The 20,393-nt window shown below is 59.6% G+C and carries 15 protein-coding genes and 1 pseudogene; 8 read left to right on the forward strand and 8 right to left on the reverse strand.

Going from position 1 to position 20,393, the window contains the following annotated elements; all coding sequences use genetic code 11:
- Position 1 precedes the first annotated feature (1 nt).
- The 5 genes from BMZ46_RS18545 to BMZ46_RS18565 all read right to left on the reverse strand — a co-directional run bounded on the left by BMZ46_RS18545 (position 2) and on the right by BMZ46_RS18565 (position 5,585).
- On the reverse strand, positions 2-877 hold the full coding sequence (locus BMZ46_RS18545) for an ABC transporter permease (protein ID WP_039768547.1): 876 nt from the start codon (positions 875-877) through the stop codon (positions 2-4).
- The gene (locus tag BMZ46_RS18550; RefSeq protein ID WP_039768548.1) at positions 874-1,830 is read right to left on the reverse strand and encodes an ABC transporter permease; all 957 of its coding nucleotides are present in this window, start codon (positions 1,828-1,830) and stop codon (positions 874-876) included. Before BMZ46_RS18550 ends, BMZ46_RS18545 begins: the two co-directional genes overlap by 4 nt.
- Before the next feature lie 47 nt (positions 1,831-1,877).
- Entirely contained in the window at positions 1,878-3,515 is a 1,638-nt protein-coding gene (locus BMZ46_RS18555; protein ID WP_039768550.1) for an ABC transporter substrate-binding protein, read from the reverse strand.
- Positions 3,516-3,609: 94 nt separating this feature from the next.
- A complete protein-coding gene (locus BMZ46_RS18560) occupies positions 3,610-4,884 on the reverse strand; it encodes an NAD(P)/FAD-dependent oxidoreductase (RefSeq protein WP_074690548.1) in 1,275 nt (424 codons plus the stop codon).
- Between the two features lie 32 nt (positions 4,885-4,916).
- Entirely contained in the window at positions 4,917-5,585 is a 669-nt protein-coding gene (locus tag BMZ46_RS18565; RefSeq protein WP_039768553.1) for a haloacid dehalogenase type II, read from the reverse strand.
- A gap of 592 nt (positions 5,586-6,177) precedes the next feature.
- On the opposite strand from BMZ46_RS18565, the gene BMZ46_RS18570 reads away from it, so the two are divergent.
- The gene (locus tag BMZ46_RS18570) at positions 6,178-7,032 is read left to right on the forward strand and encodes a GNAT family N-acetyltransferase (RefSeq protein ID WP_074690547.1); all 855 of its coding nucleotides are present in this window, start codon (positions 6,178-6,180) and stop codon (positions 7,030-7,032) included.
- Positions 7,033-7,093: 61 nt separating this feature from the next.
- A complete protein-coding gene (locus BMZ46_RS18575; protein ID WP_074690546.1) occupies positions 7,094-7,801 on the forward strand; it encodes a cupin domain-containing protein in 708 nt (235 codons plus the stop codon).
- Positions 7,802-7,803: 2 nt separating this feature from the next.
- Here BMZ46_RS18575 and BMZ46_RS18580 read toward each other — a convergent pair whose 3' ends face one another.
- Genes BMZ46_RS18580 through BMZ46_RS18590 form a run of 3 tightly spaced genes read right to left on the reverse strand, consistent with a single transcriptional unit; the run spans position 7,804 to position 10,891 of the window.
- The gene (locus tag BMZ46_RS18580) at positions 7,804-9,192 is read right to left on the reverse strand and encodes an LLM class flavin-dependent oxidoreductase (RefSeq protein ID WP_074690545.1); all 1,389 of its coding nucleotides are present in this window, start codon (positions 9,190-9,192) and stop codon (positions 7,804-7,806) included.
- Between the two features lie 35 nt (positions 9,193-9,227).
- Entirely contained in the window at positions 9,228-10,073 is an 846-nt protein-coding gene (locus BMZ46_RS18585) for an amino acid ABC transporter permease (RefSeq protein ID WP_074690544.1), read from the reverse strand.
- The gene (locus tag BMZ46_RS18590) at positions 10,070-10,891 is read right to left on the reverse strand and encodes an ABC transporter substrate-binding protein (RefSeq protein WP_039768560.1); all 822 of its coding nucleotides are present in this window, start codon (positions 10,889-10,891) and stop codon (positions 10,070-10,072) included. The genes BMZ46_RS18585 and BMZ46_RS18590 overlap by 4 nt, the downstream gene beginning before the upstream one ends.
- Before the next feature lie 521 nt (positions 10,892-11,412).
- On the opposite strand from BMZ46_RS18590, the gene BMZ46_RS18595 reads away from it, so the two are divergent.
- The 6 genes and pseudogenes from BMZ46_RS18595 to BMZ46_RS18620 all read left to right on the forward strand — a co-directional run bounded on the left by BMZ46_RS18595 (position 11,413) and on the right by BMZ46_RS18620 (position 20,391).
- Complete coding sequence (locus BMZ46_RS18595; protein WP_166742306.1) at positions 11,413-12,858, forward strand: ATPase domain-containing protein; 1,446 nt, start codon at positions 11,413-11,415, stop codon at positions 12,856-12,858.
- Positions 12,859-12,882: 24 nt separating this feature from the next.
- Complete coding sequence (locus BMZ46_RS18600) at positions 12,883-13,245, forward strand: response regulator (RefSeq protein WP_074690543.1); 363 nt, start codon at positions 12,883-12,885, stop codon at positions 13,243-13,245.
- Between the two features lie 508 nt (positions 13,246-13,753).
- A pseudogene (locus tag BMZ46_RS18605) lies at positions 13,754-14,738 on the forward strand (LLM class oxidoreductase).
- 459 nt (positions 14,739-15,197) lie between these two features.
- Positions 15,198-15,740: a DUF3833 domain-containing protein gene (locus BMZ46_RS18610; RefSeq protein ID WP_074690542.1), complete on the forward strand. Its 543-nt coding sequence runs from the start codon at positions 15,198-15,200 to the stop codon at positions 15,738-15,740.
- Between the two features lie 8 nt (positions 15,741-15,748).
- On the forward strand, positions 15,749-17,287 hold the full coding sequence (locus BMZ46_RS18615; protein WP_074690686.1) for a cryptochrome/photolyase family protein: 1,539 nt from the start codon (positions 15,749-15,751) through the stop codon (positions 17,285-17,287).
- A 158-nt stretch (positions 17,288-17,445) separates the two neighbouring features.
- Complete coding sequence (locus tag BMZ46_RS18620; protein ID WP_074690541.1) at positions 17,446-20,391, forward strand: PAS domain-containing hybrid sensor histidine kinase/response regulator; 2,946 nt, start codon at positions 17,446-17,448, stop codon at positions 20,389-20,391.
- Positions 20,392-20,393: the final 2 nt, after the last annotated feature.

The following is a 20,393-nucleotide window of genomic DNA, read 5'->3' on the forward strand; positions in this document are numbered from 1 at the left end:
TTCAATGGCCTCCCGTGCGGCGACTGCGTCGCGACGACACTCTGTCGATAAACAGATTCACGCCGATGGTCAGGGTGCCGATGGCAAGCGCCGGGATGACGATGGCCGGCGCACCCTGATTGAGGCCGCCGATATTTTCCCGCACCAGCGAACCGAGGTCGGCATCCGGCGGTTGCACGCCCAGCCCGAGAAAACTCATGCCGCTGAGCAGCAGCACGATGAAACCAAACCGCAAGCCCAGGTCAGTCAGCACCGGGTTGAGCATGTTCGGCAGGATCTCCACGCACGCGATGTACAAGCGCCGCTCGCCACGGGTTCGGGCGACCTGCACATACTCCAGCGCTTCGATGTTCACCGCCATGCTGCGGGCGATACGGAACGCGCCCGGGGCGAAGCTCAACACTGCCGTGCTGATCAACAGCGTCACTGAAGAGCCGAACGCCGAGACCATGATCAACGCGAGCATCTTGCTCGGAATCGAGATAAAGGCGTCCATCAAGCGGCTGATCACTTCGTCCAGCCACTTCGGCGAGACCACCGACAGCAGCGCGCAACCGGTGCCCAGCGCACTGGCCAGCACCGCCGCAATCAACGCCAGGCCCACGGTGAAACGTGCGCCGACGAGCACCCGGCTGAGCATATCGCGGCCCAGATAATCAGTGCCGAACGGGTACACCGCGCTGATGTTGTCGAACACATTGCCTGAAACCACTTCGCCGACCGGATGCGGCGCCAGCCACGGGCCGAACAACGCGACCAGCAGCCAGATAACGCAGATGGCGGCGCCGATGAGCCCCAGCCACGCGGGCCCGTGAGACACCTTGCCGGCTGACAGATCGGGGGCCGCGGGCGTCGATTTCACAATGAGATTGTTCATTGGTTTCTCAGCCTCGGATTGGACAGAATCGCGCACAGGTCGGCAATCAGCACCAGACCCAGATAAGCCGTACAGAACAACATGGTGCAAGCCTGCACCAGTGCCATGTCACGGTTGGTCACGGCATCGACCATCAGGCTGGCGATGCCGGGATAGTTGAAGATGGTTTCGACAATCACCACCCCGCCGAGCAGATACGACAGGCTCAGCGCAATCGCATTGGCGATCGGCCCGATGGCATTGGGCAAGGCGTGGCGCAGTACGATGCGCATCGGACTGACGCCTTTGAGCCGGGCCATTTCCACGTAGGGACTGTCGAGCTGATCGATCACTGCTGCGCGTGTCATCCGCGCCATTTGCGCAACGATTACGCAGCACAGCGTCATCACCGGCAAGGCGTAGGTGCGCATGAATTGCCACGGTGAAGTGATGTCGCTGGCATAGGACAGCGCCGACAACCAGCCCAGGTTTACCGCAAAGATCAGCACCGCGAGGGTCGCCACCAGAAACTCTGGCACCGCGACCATGGCCAGGGTGGTGAAACTCAAGACACTGTCGATCCGCCCGCCACGACCCATCGCCGAGCCGATGCCGAGAACCAGCGCCACCGGCACCGACACCAGCGCCGTGGCGGCCGCCAGCATCAAGGTGTTGGGCACGCGCCCGGCCATCAGCTCGACGACCGGCATCGCGTTGGATACCGACACGCCCATATCGCCACTGAGCAGGCTCATCAACCAGTGCAGGTAACGCACCACACCGGGTTGATCGAGCCCCAGTTTCAGACGCAGCGCCGCCACCTGTTCCGGGGTGGCAAACTGGCCAAGGGATTGTTGCGCCGCGTCTCCAGGCAGTACCGCCGTGATCGCGAACACGACCATCGATACGATCAACAAAGTCACGATCGCGGCGCCCAGCCGTCGACCGATCAACCACAGTGTGCTGCTATTCATCGCCTACCCTCCTGCACCTGGCTTGCCGTTCATTTCGACGGCTCTGTTCAAGCGTCCAGCCAGACCTGCTCGGCGAACATGTAACCCATGAAGCCGCCGAGCGGGTTGCTGCCGTAGCCCTTGATCCGTTGATCGACGCCGTCGATGTTGCTGATGAACACCGGAATGCCGATGCCACAGTGGTCGTGCACCAGGGTCTGCATGTCCGCGTACATCTTGCCGCGCTTGGCATCGTCGGTTTCGCCGCGGGCGAGCATCAGCAACTGATCGAACTGTTCGTTCTTCCAGCCGGACTCGTTCCACGGCGCCTTCGACTGGAAGAACTGCGAGAACATCACGTCGGCGTTCGGACGTGGGTTGATGTTGCCGAAGCTGATCGGGTGCTTCATCCAGTGGTTGGACCAGTAGCCGTCGCTCGGCAGGCGCTTGACGTCGAGTTTGAGCCCCGCCTGCTTGGCCGACTGCTGCAACAGCACTGCGATATCGACGGAACCCGTTGCGGCAGGCGACGCAAACAGCTCCATGCTGATGTTTTCCATGCCCGCTTTTTTCAGCAGGAATTTGGCTTTTTCCGGGTCGTAGACTGTTTGCGGCAGGTCACTGTTGTAGTAGCGCGAGCCGGGCGCGATCGGATGATCGTTGCCGACCACGGCAAAGCCGCGAAACACCGCCGACTTGATCTGTTCGCGATCGAGCAGGTACTTCATCGCCTGGGTGAAATCAGCGTTCTGACCCGGCAGCTGATCCTGACGGATGATCAAATCAGTGTAGTTGCCCGACGGCGCATCAACGACCCGGTGTCTGGCGCTGGCCTTGATCCGGTCGGTGGATCGCGGGTTGACCTCGTTGATCATGTGCACATCGCCGGACAGCAGCGCGTTGACCCGCGACGGCTCGTCGCCGATGGCAATGAATTCGATTTCGTCGAGGTACGGCAGGCCTGGCTTCCAGTAGCCGGTGTTGCGTGCGGCAACCGAACGTACGCCCGGTTTGAACTCCTTGACCTTGAACGGTCCGGTGCCAATGCCCTGGTTGAAGTCAGTGGTGCCTTCGGGAACGATCAGCAGATGCGAGACGGCCAGAATCGACGGCAATTCGGCGTTCGGGGCCGTCAGGCGAATCTGTACTTCGTTGGCCCCTGTGGCCTTGATTTCGGCGAACTGCTCCATCAGCGGCATGACTTTGGAACCCGTCAGCGGATCCTTGTGTCGTGACAGCGAGAACACCACGTCGGCCGCGCTGAGGGTTTTGCCGTTGTGGAAAGTCACGTCCTTGCGCAGGGTGATTGTCCACAGGGTCGCGTCGGTGTTATCGATGCGCTCGGCCAGTTCCAGTTGCGGCACCAGGTGCGCGTCGAAACGGGTCAGGCCGTTGTAGAACATGTAGTGCCGCACATAGTCGGTGGACAGCGCGCCTTTGGCCGGGTCGAGGGTGTCGGCGGTGGAGCTGGACATGCCGGCGACACGTATGCGCCCACCCTGTTTGCCTTTGCCCGGCGTCGCCGTGTCGTCGGCCAACAGCTTGCCCGCGGCACCGAACAGGCTGCCGGCGCCGGCAGCCGCTACACCGGCGACGCCGAGCATTTGCAACGCGTGACGGCGTGACATGCCGCGATTGAGGCCTTCGAACACTCGCAGGCTTTCTTCGCCCGAGATCAGAGGTGAGTCGTTCTTGTGATCAGTCATTTCAGTGCTACCTGTCGAAATTAAGAAGGCTCAAGTGTTCCGGTTGGCCGGAACGTCCTGGAAACGCAAACGACGGTAAAGCCACAGCATCAGCTCAATGCAAATAGTCCTGAAAGCGGTAATAGGCGCCCACGAAAGGCAGGAACCACGGCTTGCCGAAATGCCCGGGGATCGCCGGCCAGTCGAGTTCACGCCACGGGTTGGCCTCGGCATTGCCCGCCATCACATCAGCCATCACCTGCCCCATGTGCACCGACATCTGCACGCCGTGGCCGCTGTAGCCCATCGAATGGAACACGCCGCCGTGCTGGCCGGCTCGCGGCAAACGGTCGGAGGTCATGTCTACCAGGCCGCCCCAGCAGTAATCGATCCTGACGCCGGCCAGTTGCGGAAACATCTGGATCATTGCCGCCTGCAGCACCTTGCCGCTCTTGGCATCGTTGACACTGTCGGACATGGCAAACCGCGCACGCCCGCCAAACAGCAGGCGGTTGTCCGGGGTCAGGCGGAAGTAGTTACCGATCATTCGACTGGTGACATAAGCGCGGCGCCCCGGCAGCAACTGGTCGATCAGCGCCCGCGGCAGAACCTCGGTGGCAATGACGAAGCTGCCCACCGGTACGATTCGCCGCCGATACCAGCCCAGACCACCGTGCTGACAGGCACCGGTCGCCAGCAGAACCTGCCCGGCGTGCAGCGATCCCTTGCTGGTGTTGACCTGATAACCACCAGCCCGGGCTTTCCAGTCGAGCACCGGGGTGCCCTCATGGACCAGCGCGCCGTGACGCACCGCCGCTTCTGCCAGACCGATGCCGAAACGCCCGACGTGCATCTGCACGCCATTGCGCTGCAACAGGCCGCCATGGAACTGCGCAGAGTTGACTTCGGTACGGGTCTGTTCGGCAGACAGCAATTCAACATCGGCATCGACTTCGTTGCGAATCAGCTCGCAGGTGCGGGCCAGCCCTTCGTAGTGCAGCGGTTTTGCCGCCAGTTTCAGCTTGCCGTTGCGCAGCAGGTCACAGGCGATCTGCTCCTGCTCGACCAGCGACACAACGCTTTGCACGGCACTTTCGTAAGCCTGGTAATAGGCTTTGGCCCGGTCGGCACCGAGGCTGGCGCTGAGGCTGGCGTAATCCTGCGCCACCCCCGTGTTGCACTGCCCGCCATTGCGTCCCGAGGCCTCGCCGATCACGCGCCCGGCTTCCAGCACCACCACACTGGCACCCTTGAGCGCCAGGGCCCGGGCCGCCGCCAGCCCGGTGAAACCGCCACCGACGATGGCCACATCGACTTGCCCGGGCAAACCGCCGAGCTGTGCGCCGGTGAAGGCCGGTGCGCTGTCGAGCCAGTAGGATTCACTGCCCATGTTCAATCCCGCCTTTGCCAATGAGGATGTCGTTACAGGCCGACCAGTGCGGCCAGACCGCCAATGTCCGGGATCTGGTGGTAGCTGTAGAACGCATTGCCCGGTACTTCGTGGCCACGGGCGACGAAGGCCTTGTTCTTGATCTTCATGTCGTGGGCCGGCATCAGGTCGTAACGGAAGCTGGAGGACACATGCAAGATGTCTTCCGGGCCGCAGTTGAGGTTGTCGAGCATGTACTCGAACGCCGCCAGACGTGGTTTGTAGGCTTGTGCCTGTTCGGCCGTGAAGACTTTGTGAAAAGGTGCGCCGAGTTTTTCGACGTTGGACATGATCTGGCTGTTGCTGGCGTTGGAGAAAATCACCAGGGGAATCTTGTCGGCGATTTTCGACAGGCCGGCCGGTACGTCCGGGTGCGGGCCCCAGGTCGGAACGGCGTCGTAATACAGCTGGCCTTCTTCGCGGTATTCGATTCCCCAACGCTTGCAGGTACGCGCCAGAGCGGTCTTGAGAATCTCGTCATACGGCATCCAGTCGCCCATGACCTGATCGAGGCGATAGGCCGAGAAATCCTTGACGAACTGATCCATCTGCTCAGCGGGAACGCGATCGGCGAAGAGTTCGCGGGTCATCGTGCCCATGTGGAAATTGGTCAGCGTTCCGTAGCAGTCGAAGGTAATGAATTTGGGGCGAAGAAAGCTCATTGAGTGCGTTCCTGAAGTTCGTTGAGGTCAATGGCGCTACAAGCATTTGCCTGGTTTGCGCAGTAGCGATGCAACGCTGCAGCACACCGTCATTACAACACCGTGAAATCAGCAGATGGCGTTAAAAGCGACCTCCGTTCGATACAAATCACCGTTTTGGTCACGCCGCTCAGCAGACTTTGCGGTGCGCTCCAGCCTTGGGCAAAGCCCCGGTTCATGCGCACTTATGGACCTTTATCTGGCGTTTTTGATTTCCGACAGCGACTTTGCCCGCAGAAACTGCGCCCCATCGCAGGCTTGGCATCAGTTGCTGCGGCGCAGGTCTGTCCGGTACTGATTGAAGCAATTGAAAGCGCATCCAGCGCCGTGAGCGACGAGGCTGCGCGCAAGCCTTTTATAGGGTAAATAAGCCCAAGCATTTGCTGCCGGCAGAAGGCCCCGATTAAGTAGTAAGTGTGGTCTTCGGGACCTCACTTTGCGGAATCTGCCGAATATTCCCTGCCCCCTTGTCAGGCTTTCATCCAGATGGGATACAGGCGTCACCTCGCCGCAAAACCCGGCGCCAGCGCACACTCTTGATCGGAGAATCGCCATGTCCACCCCACTCCCTTCCTACGTCTATCGGCCGATGACTGCCGACGACCTGCCCAAGGCCCATGCCCTGTCCGTGCAATTGAAGTGGCCCCATCGACTTGACGACTGGGCCATGCTGCAACGGGTCAGCAAGGGCTTTGTCGTACTCGATGGCGAGCGTTTGATCGGCACCGCGTTCGCCTGCCCGCAAGGTGATTTCACGACCATTGGCCTGGTCATTGTCAGTGACGATTACCAGGGCCAGGGCATCGGGCGAAAGCTCATGGAACACGCACTGCAGGCTTGCCAGTCAAGCACGGCGATATTGAATGCAACCGTGGCCGGCGCACCGCTGTATGCCAGCCAGGGTTTTGTCGAGTTTGGCCGGATTCAGCAGCATCAGGGCCAGGCGCAAGCCCCTCTGCCCGGCCCATTGGCAGACGGTGAAGAATGCCGCCCACTGCGAGAAGCGGATCATGCGCGGGTGCTGGAACTGGCCAATGCCGGCAGCGGGCTGGATCGGCAAGCGGTGCTCAACGATTTGTTCTCTGTCGTAGAACATTCGGTGGGCATTGTGCGCGACGGTCAGTTGCGCGCCTTCGCCCTGCTGCGCCCGTTCGGTCGCGGTCGTTGCATCGGCCCGCTGATCGCCGAAAACCTTGGACAGGCCCAACATCTGATCGCGACATTGCTGGCCGGGATACCGGACGCCTTTGTGCGCATTGATATTCCAGCGGATTGTGGCCTTTCCGACTGGCTGGAAGCAGCCGGCCTGAAGAAGGTCGACACCGTGGCACAAATGTCCCGCGGTGCAGCACCGCAAGCAAACAATGGCGTTCGGCAGTTTGCCCTGGTCACTCAAGCCATCGGCTGACTATCGCGCTGGCGCTTGCCGCCCCTCAATAAATCCTCTCAATATCTGGAGCGTCACCCGTATGTCCGAACCTTGCATCATGCTGTTGGCTCGTGCCGATGGCAGTCGCGTCGACACCGCTTTCAAACAGCAACCCTTGAACGCTGCAGACCCTTTCTCGACCGGACGTCAGGTCGCCTGGTCAGGGAGCGACGGTATATCTGCAGGCATCGTCGAAGCAGGCGCAAGCCTTGATATCGAGGACTTCCCGCACACCGAAGTGATCGTGGTTCACGCGGGGCATGTGACGTTGAAAACCCGCGAGCGGACGCTGGAACTGGCCGTCGGCGCCAGCGCAGTCATCGGCCGTGGCACAGCCCTGCAGATCGAGGCGCAGACCGGCACCCGGTGGGCGTTTTGCGCCATGGCCAGCGCAGCCGCGACACCCGGCCTGACCTTGCTCGACCCGCTCGCGCACCTGTCCCCCTCCGCCGCGCCGGAGCAGCAGATCCTGATCGGTCCGACACCGCAATGCCGGTCACATAATGCCTTCGAAGATGCCATAACCGATCTGCGTGTCGGCGTGTGGGACTCGACGCCCTACGAACGTCACGGTCGCCCGCACAAGCTCAATGAGCTGATGTATCTGATCGAAGGCAGCGTAACGTTGCAGACACCTGAGGGGTCGAGCATGACCGTCAATACCGGCGACAGCGTATTTGTTGCGCGCGGGGCACCGTGCGCCTGGAAAAGCACGCGCTATGTACGCAAGGTGTATGCGGTTAAATAGCGTCAGCCATGAAGCGCCTTGTCGAAGCGGAACGAAGCCCCATAGGCCGAGTCAGGCAGGTGATTGGAGTGATCTGCCCGTAACCGCGAGCGGAAAGTGCCGCTTTGCGGTTGAGTACGGTACAGCCCACGCTTTTGCAGTTCGGGAATCACCAGTTCGACAAAGTCCTCAAGGCTGCCTGGGCTGAGCAATGGGTTGAGCATATAGCCGCTGGTGCCGGAAATTCGCGCGTGTTCTTCGATGCGCTCGGCGACTTGCTGCGGTGTACCGACGAGAATCAGGTCGCTGCCACGGGTAACACTGGCGAAGCGCTTTTTCACATCACCCGCCGTCAGCGGCTTGCCACTGCCATCGGGGCGCATGACGTATGAGGTCAGGCCTTCGGTGTGCGTCGAGAGTGCATCGCTGTCGGCGTAGCGGCTGATGTCGATGCCGGTGTCGCCGGCGTAACTGACCAGTTGTGCCTGCAAGTGATAGTTGCTTTGCAGCTCGTCGTATTTGCGCTGGGCTTCGATTTCGGTTTTGGCCGTGACGATGCGCAACACCGTCAACGATTTCACGTCTTCACGTTGACGCCCACGCGCCTGAGCCTGGGCCCAGATGTCTTCCAGGCCCTGCCGGATTTCCTGCGGGTTGGATTTGGCGATGAAGATCAGTTCCGCATGCTTGGCGGCGAACTCTCGACCGCGTCCCGACCAGCCCGCCTGAATCAGCAACGGGGTGCGCTGCGGGGACGGAGCGGTCAGGTGCGGCCCGGCCACGCGATAGTGCGCACCCTCGTGATTGATCGGTCGCACCCGCTCGCCTCTGGCATACAGCTGGCGGGCCTTGTCGGCAACCACGGCGTCGTCGGCCCAACTGCCTTCCCAGAGTTTGTACACCACATCGAGAAACTCCTCGGCGCGTTCATAGCGATCGTCATGCTTGATCATTTGCTCCAGCCCGAAATTGCGGGCGGCGCTGGACAGGTAAGAGGTGACGATGTTCCAGCCCACTCGCCCATTGGTGAGGTGATCAAGCGTGCTGAAGCGCCGGGCGTGGGTGAACGGGTGCTCATAACTGGTGGTCACCGTGACACCAAACGCCAGGTTTTCCGTCACGGCCGCCAACGCTGGAATGATCATCAACGGATCGTTGGCCGGTGCTTCCACCGCCCATTTCACTGCCGCATCGGCGTTGCCACCCAGCACATCGTAGAAGCCCAGCACATCACCAAAGAACAACATATCGAGGTGCGCCTGATCGGCAATCCGCGCCAGGTTTGACCAGTAGCCCAGCGAGTTGATCGCCAGGCGTTCGTCAGCCGGGTGCGTCCACAGACTCGGCGCACCGCCGCACCCGACACTGGCTTGTTCATAGAGTGCAAAAAGCAGAGGTTTGGGATCGGACATCTTGGTTCCTGCAAGAAATCATTCAACGGAATGGCTCAGCGCTGATGCTTGAAGCCCCTGCCGTAATGGCGTTCGAGGCGATGCTGGATCAGTTCGAGACCGATGGATAACAGCCAATAGATGGCGGCTGCGGTGGTCAGCATTTCAATGTAACGGTAGGACGAACGCCCGTACGACTGCGCCAGAAACATCACTTCCCAAACCCCCATGACCGAAATCAGGGAAGAGTCCTTGAGCATCGAAATGAACTGGCTGGTGGTCGGCGGAATGATCGTGCGCATGGCTTGCGGCAGGATGATATGGATGAACGTCGCGGCCGGCCTCAGGCCCAGTGCGGCGGCTGCTTCGCGCTGACCTGGGGCAACCGCGAGGATGCCGGCACGAAAAATCTCACTGAGATAAGCCCCGTAGTTGAGCGACAGCGCGATGATCCCGGCGCTGATTGCGCCTGGCACCACACCCAACTGCGGCAGCCCCAGATAGATCAACAGGATCTGGATCAACAGTGGCGTGCCGCGAAAAAACGAGGCGTAGAAGCTGGCGATACCAAACGCCACGGCGCTGCTCGACAGCCTGGCCAACGCGGTGACAAAGCCCAGCAATAACGAAAACCAGATCGAGCAGAAACACAGGAATATCGTCAGCGCCGCGCCTTGCAAGAACCCGTTCGGCCCCAGATGCAGGCCGACCAGGTTTGGCCACTTTTCCGCAATGATCGAAAACTTCAGATCGAAGCGCATGAAAAACCACACGCCCAGACCCGACAGCGCCGCCCACGTCAGATACAGGCGCGTGCGAAAACCGAACAGCTGACGTGTCAGTGGCGGCTGCTTTTGCGGGCTGACAGCCGCTTTGGCCGGATGCGGATTGATGGCTGTCATTGGCTGATATCAGAACCGATCCACTTGCGGGATATTTTGCTCAGCGTGCCGTCAGTCTTGAGTTGTGCGATGACCTCGGTGACTTTCGCATTCCATTGCGGATCACCCTTCTCGACCGCCACGACGTTCGGTTCGGCATACAGTGGATCTCCGGCGATCTTGAAGCGCGGATCCTGAGCGATGCGTTCGCGCGCGGTGATCAGGTTGGTGACCATGGCATCCAGGCGCACGCCGGTACCCAGTGCGAGATCCTGGAAGGCAACGGTTTCATTGTCGTAAGGGGCGATCTGGACATTGTCGAACGGATAGCTCAACGGTTTGTCCTCGGCGCCTTCAATGACCAGGTCCTTGTTCAGATAAGCCTCATAAGTCGAGGCACTGATCACACCGACTTTTTTGCCGGACAAATCTTTGCCAGTGACGATGTCCTTGTCCTTCGCATTGACCACGATCACCGCCGGTGACTGGTAATACTCCACGGGGAAGTCGAACACTTCGGCCCGCGCCTTGCTCGGTGTCATCGAGCACACGCAGATGTCGTATCGACCGTTCCAGTGCCCCGCGGCAATCACGTCCCAGGAAGGCGTTTCAAGTTTCAACTTGACCCCAAGGCGCTCGGCCACAGCTTTAGCGACATCCACATCGAAGCCGTCGAGCTGGTTCTGGTCATTGAGAAAAGAGAACGGCGGGTAACTCTCCATCAGGACACCGGTGAGCTCACCTTTTTGCGTCACGCGATCGAGGGTGGGCCCGGCGAAGGCTGCCGCGCAACTGACGGCGAGCGCCAGGCCAAGTGTCAAATGTGTGGGGATCTTCAAGTGCGAATGCTCCAATCAGGAAATACCTGTTTAGATTAAAACGCACTATAAAATTAATATGAACTTCGTTTTGGGAATAAAAAGCTACGCTTAGGCTATATGAGATCCAGCCGCCAGCATCAGGCAAAGCCTTCATCTCCAAGGCTCATCGCTGCTGGTTTCTCACGGAGCGTACTCCGGGCAATGAACATCAGGGAAACCGGATCCTGAAGAATGGCCTGTTGGTTCCCTCCAGCCTTCTGGTCATATCGACCCTTTGTACTGTTTTCTTCAATCTGCGGGGGTTGTTTCAGGAGCGTAGTTCATCCGCTGACAATGCTGGAGCCGCCCAGGGTGGAAAAGAGTGTGCAACCAGGTTGAGTAAGTTGCGTTGCTGCTCCAACGCATGTTCAGCGGCGAATGAATAGCTTTACCGGCACTGCTGCCTGAAACGTCAGTGAAGTGCAGATAGCTCCGGCACACAAATGGCGTTAGCATCCCGTACATTCGGTTTAACAGCATGATTTCAAGATCAGGGTCGCATAGTGGAAAAGTTAAATCGCCTTCAGAGTGGAATCGAAGGCCTGGATGCTCTGCTCAAGGGCGGATTGGTCTCAGGCGCTTCCTACATTATTCAGGGGCGTCCAGGGTCGGGCAAAACGATCCTCGCCAACCAACTTGGATTCCATCATGCGCGCAACGGCGGCCGTGTTCTGGTAGCGACACTGCTTGCCGAATCCCATGACCGGCTTTTTCAGTTTCTGTCCACCTTGAGCTTTTACGACGCTTCCAAAGTTGGCGCTGAAATCCAGTTCGTCAGCGCATTCGATACGCTGGAAAATGAAGGTCTGGATGAAGTCGTAAAACTGCTGAGGCGTGAGATCAGCCGCCAGAAGGCCACAGTCATGGTTGTCGACGGCTTGCTGAACGCACGCTCTAAAGCCGACTCGCCCATCGACACCAAGAAGTTCATCTCTGAATTGCAAGGGCACGCTGCATTTGCTGGATGCACCGTGTTGTTTCTCACCAGTTCCCGACTGGATGACGGCAGCCCCGAGCACACCATGGTGGATGGCGTGATCGAAATGGGAGAGGAGCTTTATGGCACCCGCTCGGTGCGTCGTATTCAACTGCGTAAAACCCGGGGCAGCGCGGCACTGACCGGGCTTCACGAGTGCGAAATCACCGAGAACGGTCTGGTGGTTTATCCGCGCCTGGAAAGCCTCTACAGCCACCCCTCTTCGCCCGACAGCGCCAACATGACGCGCATCCCCAGCGGTATACATTCTCTGGACACGATACTGGGTGGCGGGCTGCACAGTTCCAGCGTGACGCTGGTCATGGGCCCGTCAGGAATAGGCAAGACAACCCTAGGTCTTAAATTCCTGGGTGAGTCGACGGTGAAGGCACCGGGCCTGCATTTTGGCTTTTATGAAAGCCCGGAGCGGTTACGCCTGAAGGGCCAGTCACTAGGAATCGACATCAAAGGCATGGAAGAAAGCGGTGCGTTGAGCATCGCGTGGCAACCGACCACCGAAGGTCTCCTGGACGGCCTGGGCTCAAGGTTGCTGAGCATCGTCGAAGAAAAGGGCATCAAGCGTTTATTCATCGACAGCCTTAGCGGCATGACGCGCGTCTCGACGAATCCAGCCCGAATTACTGACTTTTACAGTGCCCTCATGAACGAATTACGTTCCAGGGGCGTGACCGTGTTTGCCTCTTGGGAGATGCGAGATCTGTTCGGCTCCGAGATCAGTTCACCAAACTCTGACCTGTCCAGCATCGTCGACAATCTGATGCTGATGCGGTTCTTCGAGAATGACTCTGAACTAAGCAGAACCATTTCCATTCTTAAAGTCAGAGATAGCTCTTATGACCCTTCGCGATTTGAAGTGGTCATCCGTGACCAGGACGTTGATCTGAAAAAGGCTTCAAGAAATGAACCGCCAGTTCCTAATCCTGCAGCCCTGCCAGGTTCATTTTCCTAGGTCTTCTATTCAGGTTGCATTCTCATGACCACCATCCTGGTTGTCGACGACGAATATTTGATCGCTGACATTCTCGGCTTTGCGCTGGAGGACGAAGGCTTCATGGTCGTAAAGGCCAGCAATGGCAAAAAAGGGCTTGAGGTACTTGAGCGAGAGCGCCCTGACCTGATCATTACCGACTTCATGATGCCGGTAATGGACGGACTCGAATTCGCCACGGCCGTCCGCGCCCTGCCCTCAGCGCATCTCTTGCCCATCATTCTGATCAGCGGCGCACAAGCCCACCTCGGCATGGAGAGATCGGACTTGTTCAATGCTGTCCTGGAAAAGCCTTTCAATATCGATTCAATCCTTGCTACCGCCAAGCGACTGCTGGCTGCAAAATGAAACGGATTGAATCCATCTCCAAGACTGAACCTGCCCGCTCGGCCCTGCATGCCTGATGGCATGCAGCTTTCACCCTTTGCTGGAACCGCTCGAGATTCATCGATGATTCGCCCAATGACCGAAGTCATGTCGAGTGGGACTCGATGGATCGTAATCCTGCCACCTGCTTGTGATCGGTTGAAGTCGCAAAGGTCTCCCACGATGTGCGAGGCACAATGGCGCAACACGGCAATACCGCCTACGCTGATGAGGTAACCTCTGGGCCCGTTTCCGAGTTGACGGTATCGAGCCGGGAGAGGATTCCTTTTACCGTCCGCTTATCACCCATCCGGACCTGCCCGCGCATATCGCCAGCAACTGGCTCCTCAATCCGGTCCACCCGACCGGCAGTACGGCGCAATGGGCAAAGCTGCACTCAGTCCCCCCACCTGTCGTTCCCAAGCGACCGATGCCGCAGCACCTCTGGCAACGGGGCGCTGTTCACGTTCTGCCACTGAGGAAAATCAGTATGTATCGGCCGAGCACGATTCCTTATCAGCAGCATCGAGGGTTCAGCCGAACCTTCACGCCGGGGCATTTGAGCCTTGGATTGTTCTTTCCCATGGAGGCCTTCGACGGCGACACGCCGAGCATGCTCAACCAGGTCGCATTGGCGAAAACGGGCCGAGGCATTGGGCTTCAGCGCGCTCTGGTTTCGTGACGTGCCGCTTCGCGATCCCGGATTCGGCGATGTCGGCCAAGTCTTCGACCCCTGGGTCTACCTGGGTTATATGGCCGCCCATACATCGGAAATTGCGCTTGGCACCGCCTCCATCGCCATCCCTTTGCACCATCCCCTGCACACGGCCAAGGCGTCAGCCAGCGTCGATCAGTTGAGCGCAGGTCGCTTGATTCTTGGGGTGGCGTCCGGCGACCGCCCGGTGGAGTTCTCGGCTTTTGGCGTCGATCCCGAAAGGCGCGGGGATATCTTTCGCGAGCACTACGCGGTGATTCGCCGAGCCCACAGCACCAGTTTCGAACCCATCCACTGGAGCGCCGGGGAAATGCGCGGCGCGGATCTGATTCCGAAACCGACCACCCAATTCATTCCAATGCTCGTGACCGGCAATAGCCGTCAGTCACTGGATTGGATCGCGCGCGAAAGCAACGGATGGATCAACTATCCACGCATACCGAACATGCAGAGACTGGTCGTGGAAGATTGGCGGCTGGAGGTCACGAAGCAATGTGGTTCCGTCTATAAGCCCTTCACTCAGTCGCTTTACATCGACCTTGATGAAAACCCGTCTACGCCACCCACTCGCATTCATTTGGGGTTCAAACTCGGACGTTACCATTTGCGTTTTTTGCTGGAGTCGCTTGAGGAAATCGGCGTCGATCACGTCATCCTGAATCTCAAATACGGAAAGCGCCCGGCAGCGGACGTTATTGAGGAGCTGGGTACTCACATCATTGCGCAATACGGTGCACAGCCAAGTCCGACAGCGCATTGATCTGTCGGCCACTCCTATCCCCGCAGGATGCTCACTGAGCATCCTGCGCCTCACGGTCCGGCGTTCACTGCGCTGGATATTGCCCAGTACCAGCGCTCGCCCGGCAGACCGACCAACCGCTGTTTCCAGGGCAAAACGTTCGGCATCGCGTTAAGGCGCAGCAAGCGCCCTGCGTGGGGGAAGAAGTATTGTCAGATGGTTTTTTTCAGCCTATCTTGATTTATACCTGTACAGACTATCCAACTACGTACAACTATTTAGCGATGGCTTGCCCTCACGTACAGCGCTGCCGCGAGGAAAAAAAAGCCGGCCATCGCCGTAAGACTCTCGTTGACGTCGTCAAAACTCGAGCGTCAAGACCAGCCGGATAAAACGATAAACCTGTACATATCCAGCCCACCGTACAAGCAAATGGTTCGAACATGGCCTTCGACACCTTTGCAATCAGGGAGCAAGGCAATGACACGATTCCTGCTGCTACTGACACTGATATTCAGCATCGCAAGCTGCACCAGCGTGGACGTCGCCCGTTATGCCGACCAACAACCAGTCCTGGATCTGCATCGGTTTTTCAACCAGCCCGTCAAGGCCTGGGGAATGTTTCAGAAGCGCAGCGGCGAAGTGACCAAGCGTTTCGAAGTCAATATCGTCAGCCGTCGCGAAGGCAACAACCTGATTCTCGACGAGCGCTTTCTGTACAGCGATGGCACCCGCCAGCACCGCGTATGGACATTGACGCCCGAGGGCCAGGGACGCTGGAGCGGTCGCGCCGGCGATGTAGTCGGCGTTGCCCAAGGCCAGGTGGCGGGCAACACATTTCACTGGCGCTATCGGCTGAACGTACCGGTCGACGATTCGACCTATGAAATGAGCATGGACGACTGGATGTACCTGATGGACGAGGACACGTTGATCAACCGCACCAGCATGTCCAAGTTCGGCGTGGAGGTCGGCCAGGTGACCTTGTTCTTCCGTCGTCAGAGCACCGAAGCAAGCCAATGAACCGCAAAATGAACACTACCCGCCGCTTGTGCCTGGTCCTGGGCGACCAGTTGTCCTTCGACCTGGCGTCCTTACAGGCACTCGATGCGGAGCGCGATACGGTGCTGCTGGTCGAGGTCATGGAAGAAGCCAGCCATGTGCCCCACCATCCACAGAAGATTGCTCTGATCTTCAGCGCCATGCGCCATTTCGCTCAGGCGTTGGAAGACCAAGGCATACGTGTTGAATACGTGACCCTGGATGACCCGGAAAACAGCGGTTCGGTGCCGGATGAGCTGCATCGTTGGAAAAAGCTGTTGCAGGCCGACGAAGTGCACGTGACTGAGTGTGGCGACTGGCGGCTGGAGCATTCGATCAAGGAATGCGGTTTGCCCGTCCAGTGGCACGCCGACACGCGTTTTCTGTGCAGTCGCGAAGAGTTCGCCGCCTGGGCCGAGGGCAAGAAACAGCTGCGCATGGAGTTTTTCTACCGTGAGATGCGGCGCAAGAGCCGCTTGCTGCTCAATGGCGACGGTTCACCAGTGGGCGGCGCATGGAACTTCGATGCCGAGAATCGCAAGGCCCTGCCCAAAGGCGTCAAAGCGCCCTACCCGGTACGCTTCAATAACGACGCCATCACCCTCGATGTGCTGGCACTGGTCAAGGCGCGCTTCAGCCAGCACTACGGTGCGCTTGATGACTTCAACTATCCCGTCACCCATGCCGATGCGCAGGCACTCTGGGCTTACTTTCTCGATTATGGCCTGGCGGGGTTTGGCGATTACCAGGACGCCATGGCCAGTGACGAGCCGTTCCTGTTTCATGCGCGCATCAGCGCAGCGCTCAACATTGGCCTACTGGATTTGCGGCAAATTTGCAGTGATGTGGAGTCGGCGTACTGGGCCGGCAGCGTTGCGCTCAATGCCGCCGAAGGCTTCATTCGGCAACTGATTGGCTGGCGGGAATATGTGCGGGGCGTGTACTGGCTGAAGATGCCGGATTACGCGCTAGGCAACTCTTTTGGCAACAGCCGGCCGCTCCCCGAGTTCTACTGGACGGGTGACACGCAGATGAACTGCATGCGCCACGCCATCGGGCAAAGCCTGCAGCATGCCTATGCGCATCACATTCAGCGGCTGATGGTCACCGGCAACTTCGCCCTGCTCGCCGGCATCGCGCCGAGCCAGATCTGCGAGTGGTATCTGGCGATCTACATGGACGCCTTTGATTGGGTCGAGCTGCCCAACACGCTGGGCATGGTCATGCACGCCGATGGCGGTTATCTCGGTTCCAAACCCTATTGCGCCAGCGGCCAGTACATCAATCGCATGTCGGATTACTGCCGCGGCTGCGCGTACAAGGTCAGCGAAAGCACGGCAGACAATGCCTGCCCGTTCAACGCGCTGTATTGGCATTTCCTGATGCGCCACGGTGAGCTGCTGCGCGGCAATCAGCGCATGAGCATGATGTACAAGAACCTCGACCGCATGCCGCAAACCAGGCAACAGGCACTCTGGCAACGCGGCCAGGCACTGTTGGCGCGCCTGGATAACGGCGATTCGATTTGAAATCAGCGTTCACCCGAAGCGACCTTGCTCCATCAGTGAAACTTAACGACGACGCAACCTGTCAACGGATGAGCAACCACAGAGCCACACCGCTTCGCGCTGATGGTTGCACCTGACGGGCTTACCCACCCCATGAAAAACCTGACCAAGAAGGTGAGATGGACACCCTCAAACACCTTAGTCGCGAAGCGCTCGAATGCGAGGTCAAGCGATTACGCGCCGCGCTGCAGAGCAATGAAGTCGACATTGAGCGCGACATCACGGCGCGACTGCACGCCAGTCAAGCCGCGCTCGCCCGCAGTGAAGCGCGGCAGCGGGCGGTATTCGAAAGTGCCGTGGATTTTGCCATGGTCGTCACCGACCTTGCCGGGTACATCACCGAGTGGAACTGCGGCGCGACCAATGTGCTCGGCTGGTCCGCCGAAGAGGTTCGCGGCCAGAGCGCATCCTGCTTTTTCACCCCTGAAGACCGCGCCGCCGGCCGCGTCGAACAGGAAATGCAGCGCGCCCTTGTCGAAGGCCGTGCCTACGATGAGCGCTGGCATTTGCGCAAGAACGGCGAGCGATTCTGGGCCTCTGGCGAGCTGATGCCGCTTTACGATGCAGACCAGACTCACTTGGGTTTCGTGAAAATACTCCGCGACCGTACTCAGGAGCATCTGTACGGGCGCGCCATCATCGAAACAAAAGAACGCTATCGACTGGCCGTCATGGCGACCAGCGATGCGGTGTGGGACTGGGACCTGCAAACCAACCAGATCATCTGGAACCAGGCGTTGCAACAGGCGTACGGGTTCCCGCTGGAGAATGTTGATCCCAGTGGCGACTGGCGATTCGCGCGGATCCATCCGCAGGATCAGGCGCGGGTGCAGGCATCGATCCGCGCCGCCATCGAAGGCGACGGCACGACATGGAGCGCGGAGTATCGGTTCTGCTGTCAGGACGGCTCCTACGCCGAGGTGCTCGATCGCGGCCACTTGATTCGCAATCCCGCCGGCCAGGCCGAACGCATGATCGGCGCGATGCTTGACCTGACGCGCTCGCGCAGTGCCGAAACGGCGTTGCGCCGGAGTGAAGAGCGTTTCAGTACCATTCTGGAAACCATCGAGTCGGCGTTTGCCATCGTCAAAGTCAAATTCGACGCCAACGACGAGCCTGTCGACTACTACTTCGTCGAGGCCAACCCGGCCTTCGAGCGCCAGTGCGGGGTCAACCTGCGCGGTAAATGGGTCACCGAGTTCGCGCCCAATCTTGAACGCTTCTGGTTCGAAACCTACGGCCACGTGGCCAAGACCGGGGAGCCGGCGAATTTCGAGAACTACGCCAATACCTTCGAGCGCTGGTTCGATGTGCGCGCGGTGCGGGTCGGCGATCCGGCCGACCGACAGATCGCGATCCTGTTCAACGACGTCACCGAGCGGCGCGCCGCCGAGGAACGCTTGCGCGCCAGCGAGGCAATCGCCCGGGAAAACGTCGAACGTGTGCAACTGGCCCTTGCGGCCGGCGCCATCATCGGCACCTGGCACTGGGACCTGCTGACCGACCGTTTTGCCATCGACGAAGGCTTCGCCCAGGTGTTCAACCTCGACCCGGCACTGGGGCGCGAAGGCCTCAGCCTCGAACAAGTCATCACCAGCGTGCACCCCGACGACCGCGATAGCCTGACCATGGCAATCGACGAAGCCATTGGCCGTGGGGGCGCCTATTCCCACCAGTACCGTGTACGGCGCGAGGACGGCAGATTCCAGTGGATCGAAGCCAACGGACGCGTTGAGTGTGCAGATGACGGAGTTCCCCTGCGGTTTCCCGGCGTGCTGATCGACGTCGAGGAGCGGCGCACCGTCGAGGCGGAGCGCGACCGGGCTCTTGCCGCGTTGCGTTCGCTCAACGACACCCTCGAGCAAAGGGTTTCATCGCGCACCGCCGAGTTGATGCAGGCAGAGGAAAAACTGCGTCAGTCGCAGAAGATGGAAGCGGTTGGCCAACTGACGGGAGGCCTCGCTCACGATTTCAACAACTTGTTGGCCGGCATTTCCGGCGCACTGGAGTTGATGGGCGCGCGGATCAATCAGGGCCGCTTGAGCGAAGTCGACAAATACATGGTGACTGCACAGGGCGCGGTCAAGCGAGCCGCCGCCCTTACCCACCGCCTGCTGGCGTTCTCCAGACGCCAGACTCTCGATCCGCGACCGACCGACGTCAACACGCTGATGACCGGCATGACCGAGCTGATCCAGCGCACCGTGGGCCCGAGCATTCTCCTGGAAACCATTGGCTCGCCCGTGCTTTGGCCGACACTTGTGGATGCCAGTCAACTGGAGAACGCGCTGCTCAATCTGTGTATCAACGCGCGCGATGCAATGCCCGACGGCGGACGCATCACCATCGAGACGGCCAATCGCATCATGGATGCCGAGATCGCCGGCGCGCTGGACATGCCCGAGGGCGAGTATGTGTGCCTATGCGTCACCGATACCGGCACCGGCATGTCGGCCGATGTCATCGCCAAGGCCTTCGACCCGTTCTTCACCACCAAACCGCTGGGCCAGGGCACAGGGCTGGGCTTGTCGATGATCTACGGGTTCGCCAAACAGTCCGGCGGCCAGGTGCGCGTGCACTCCCAGGTCGACCGGGGCACCACGATGTGCATCTACCTGCCTCGTCACCGTGGCGATCCCGTGCAGAGCCACGATGACAAGCACATCGCACCGGCGGTGGTGCCCAAGGCCAGCGAGACCATTCTGGTGGTGGACGACGAACCCACGGTGCGCGCGCTGCTGACCGATGTGCTTGGCGATCTCGGCTACAACTTGCTTGAGGCAGGCGACAGCGTTGCCGGGCTGAAAGTATTGCAATCAAACGTGCATATCGACCTGCTGATCACCGATGTCGGCCTGCCCGGTGGCATGAACGGCCGGCAACTGGCCGACGCCGGCCGGGAGATCCGCCCGAACCTGACGACCCTCTTCATTACCGGTTACGCGGAGAACGCAGTAATCGGCGCCGCCCAACTGGGCCCGGGCATGCAGGTGCTGACCAAGCCGTTCGCGGTCGATACGCTGGTGGCGCGGGTCAGTGAACTGATGTGCTCAAGATCCGAATGAAC

The sequence above is a fragment of the Pseudomonas sp. NFIX49 genome, from assembly GCF_900115915.1.
Classification (GTDB): Bacteria; Pseudomonadota; Gammaproteobacteria; order Pseudomonadales; family Pseudomonadaceae; genus Aquipseudomonas; species Aquipseudomonas pharyngis.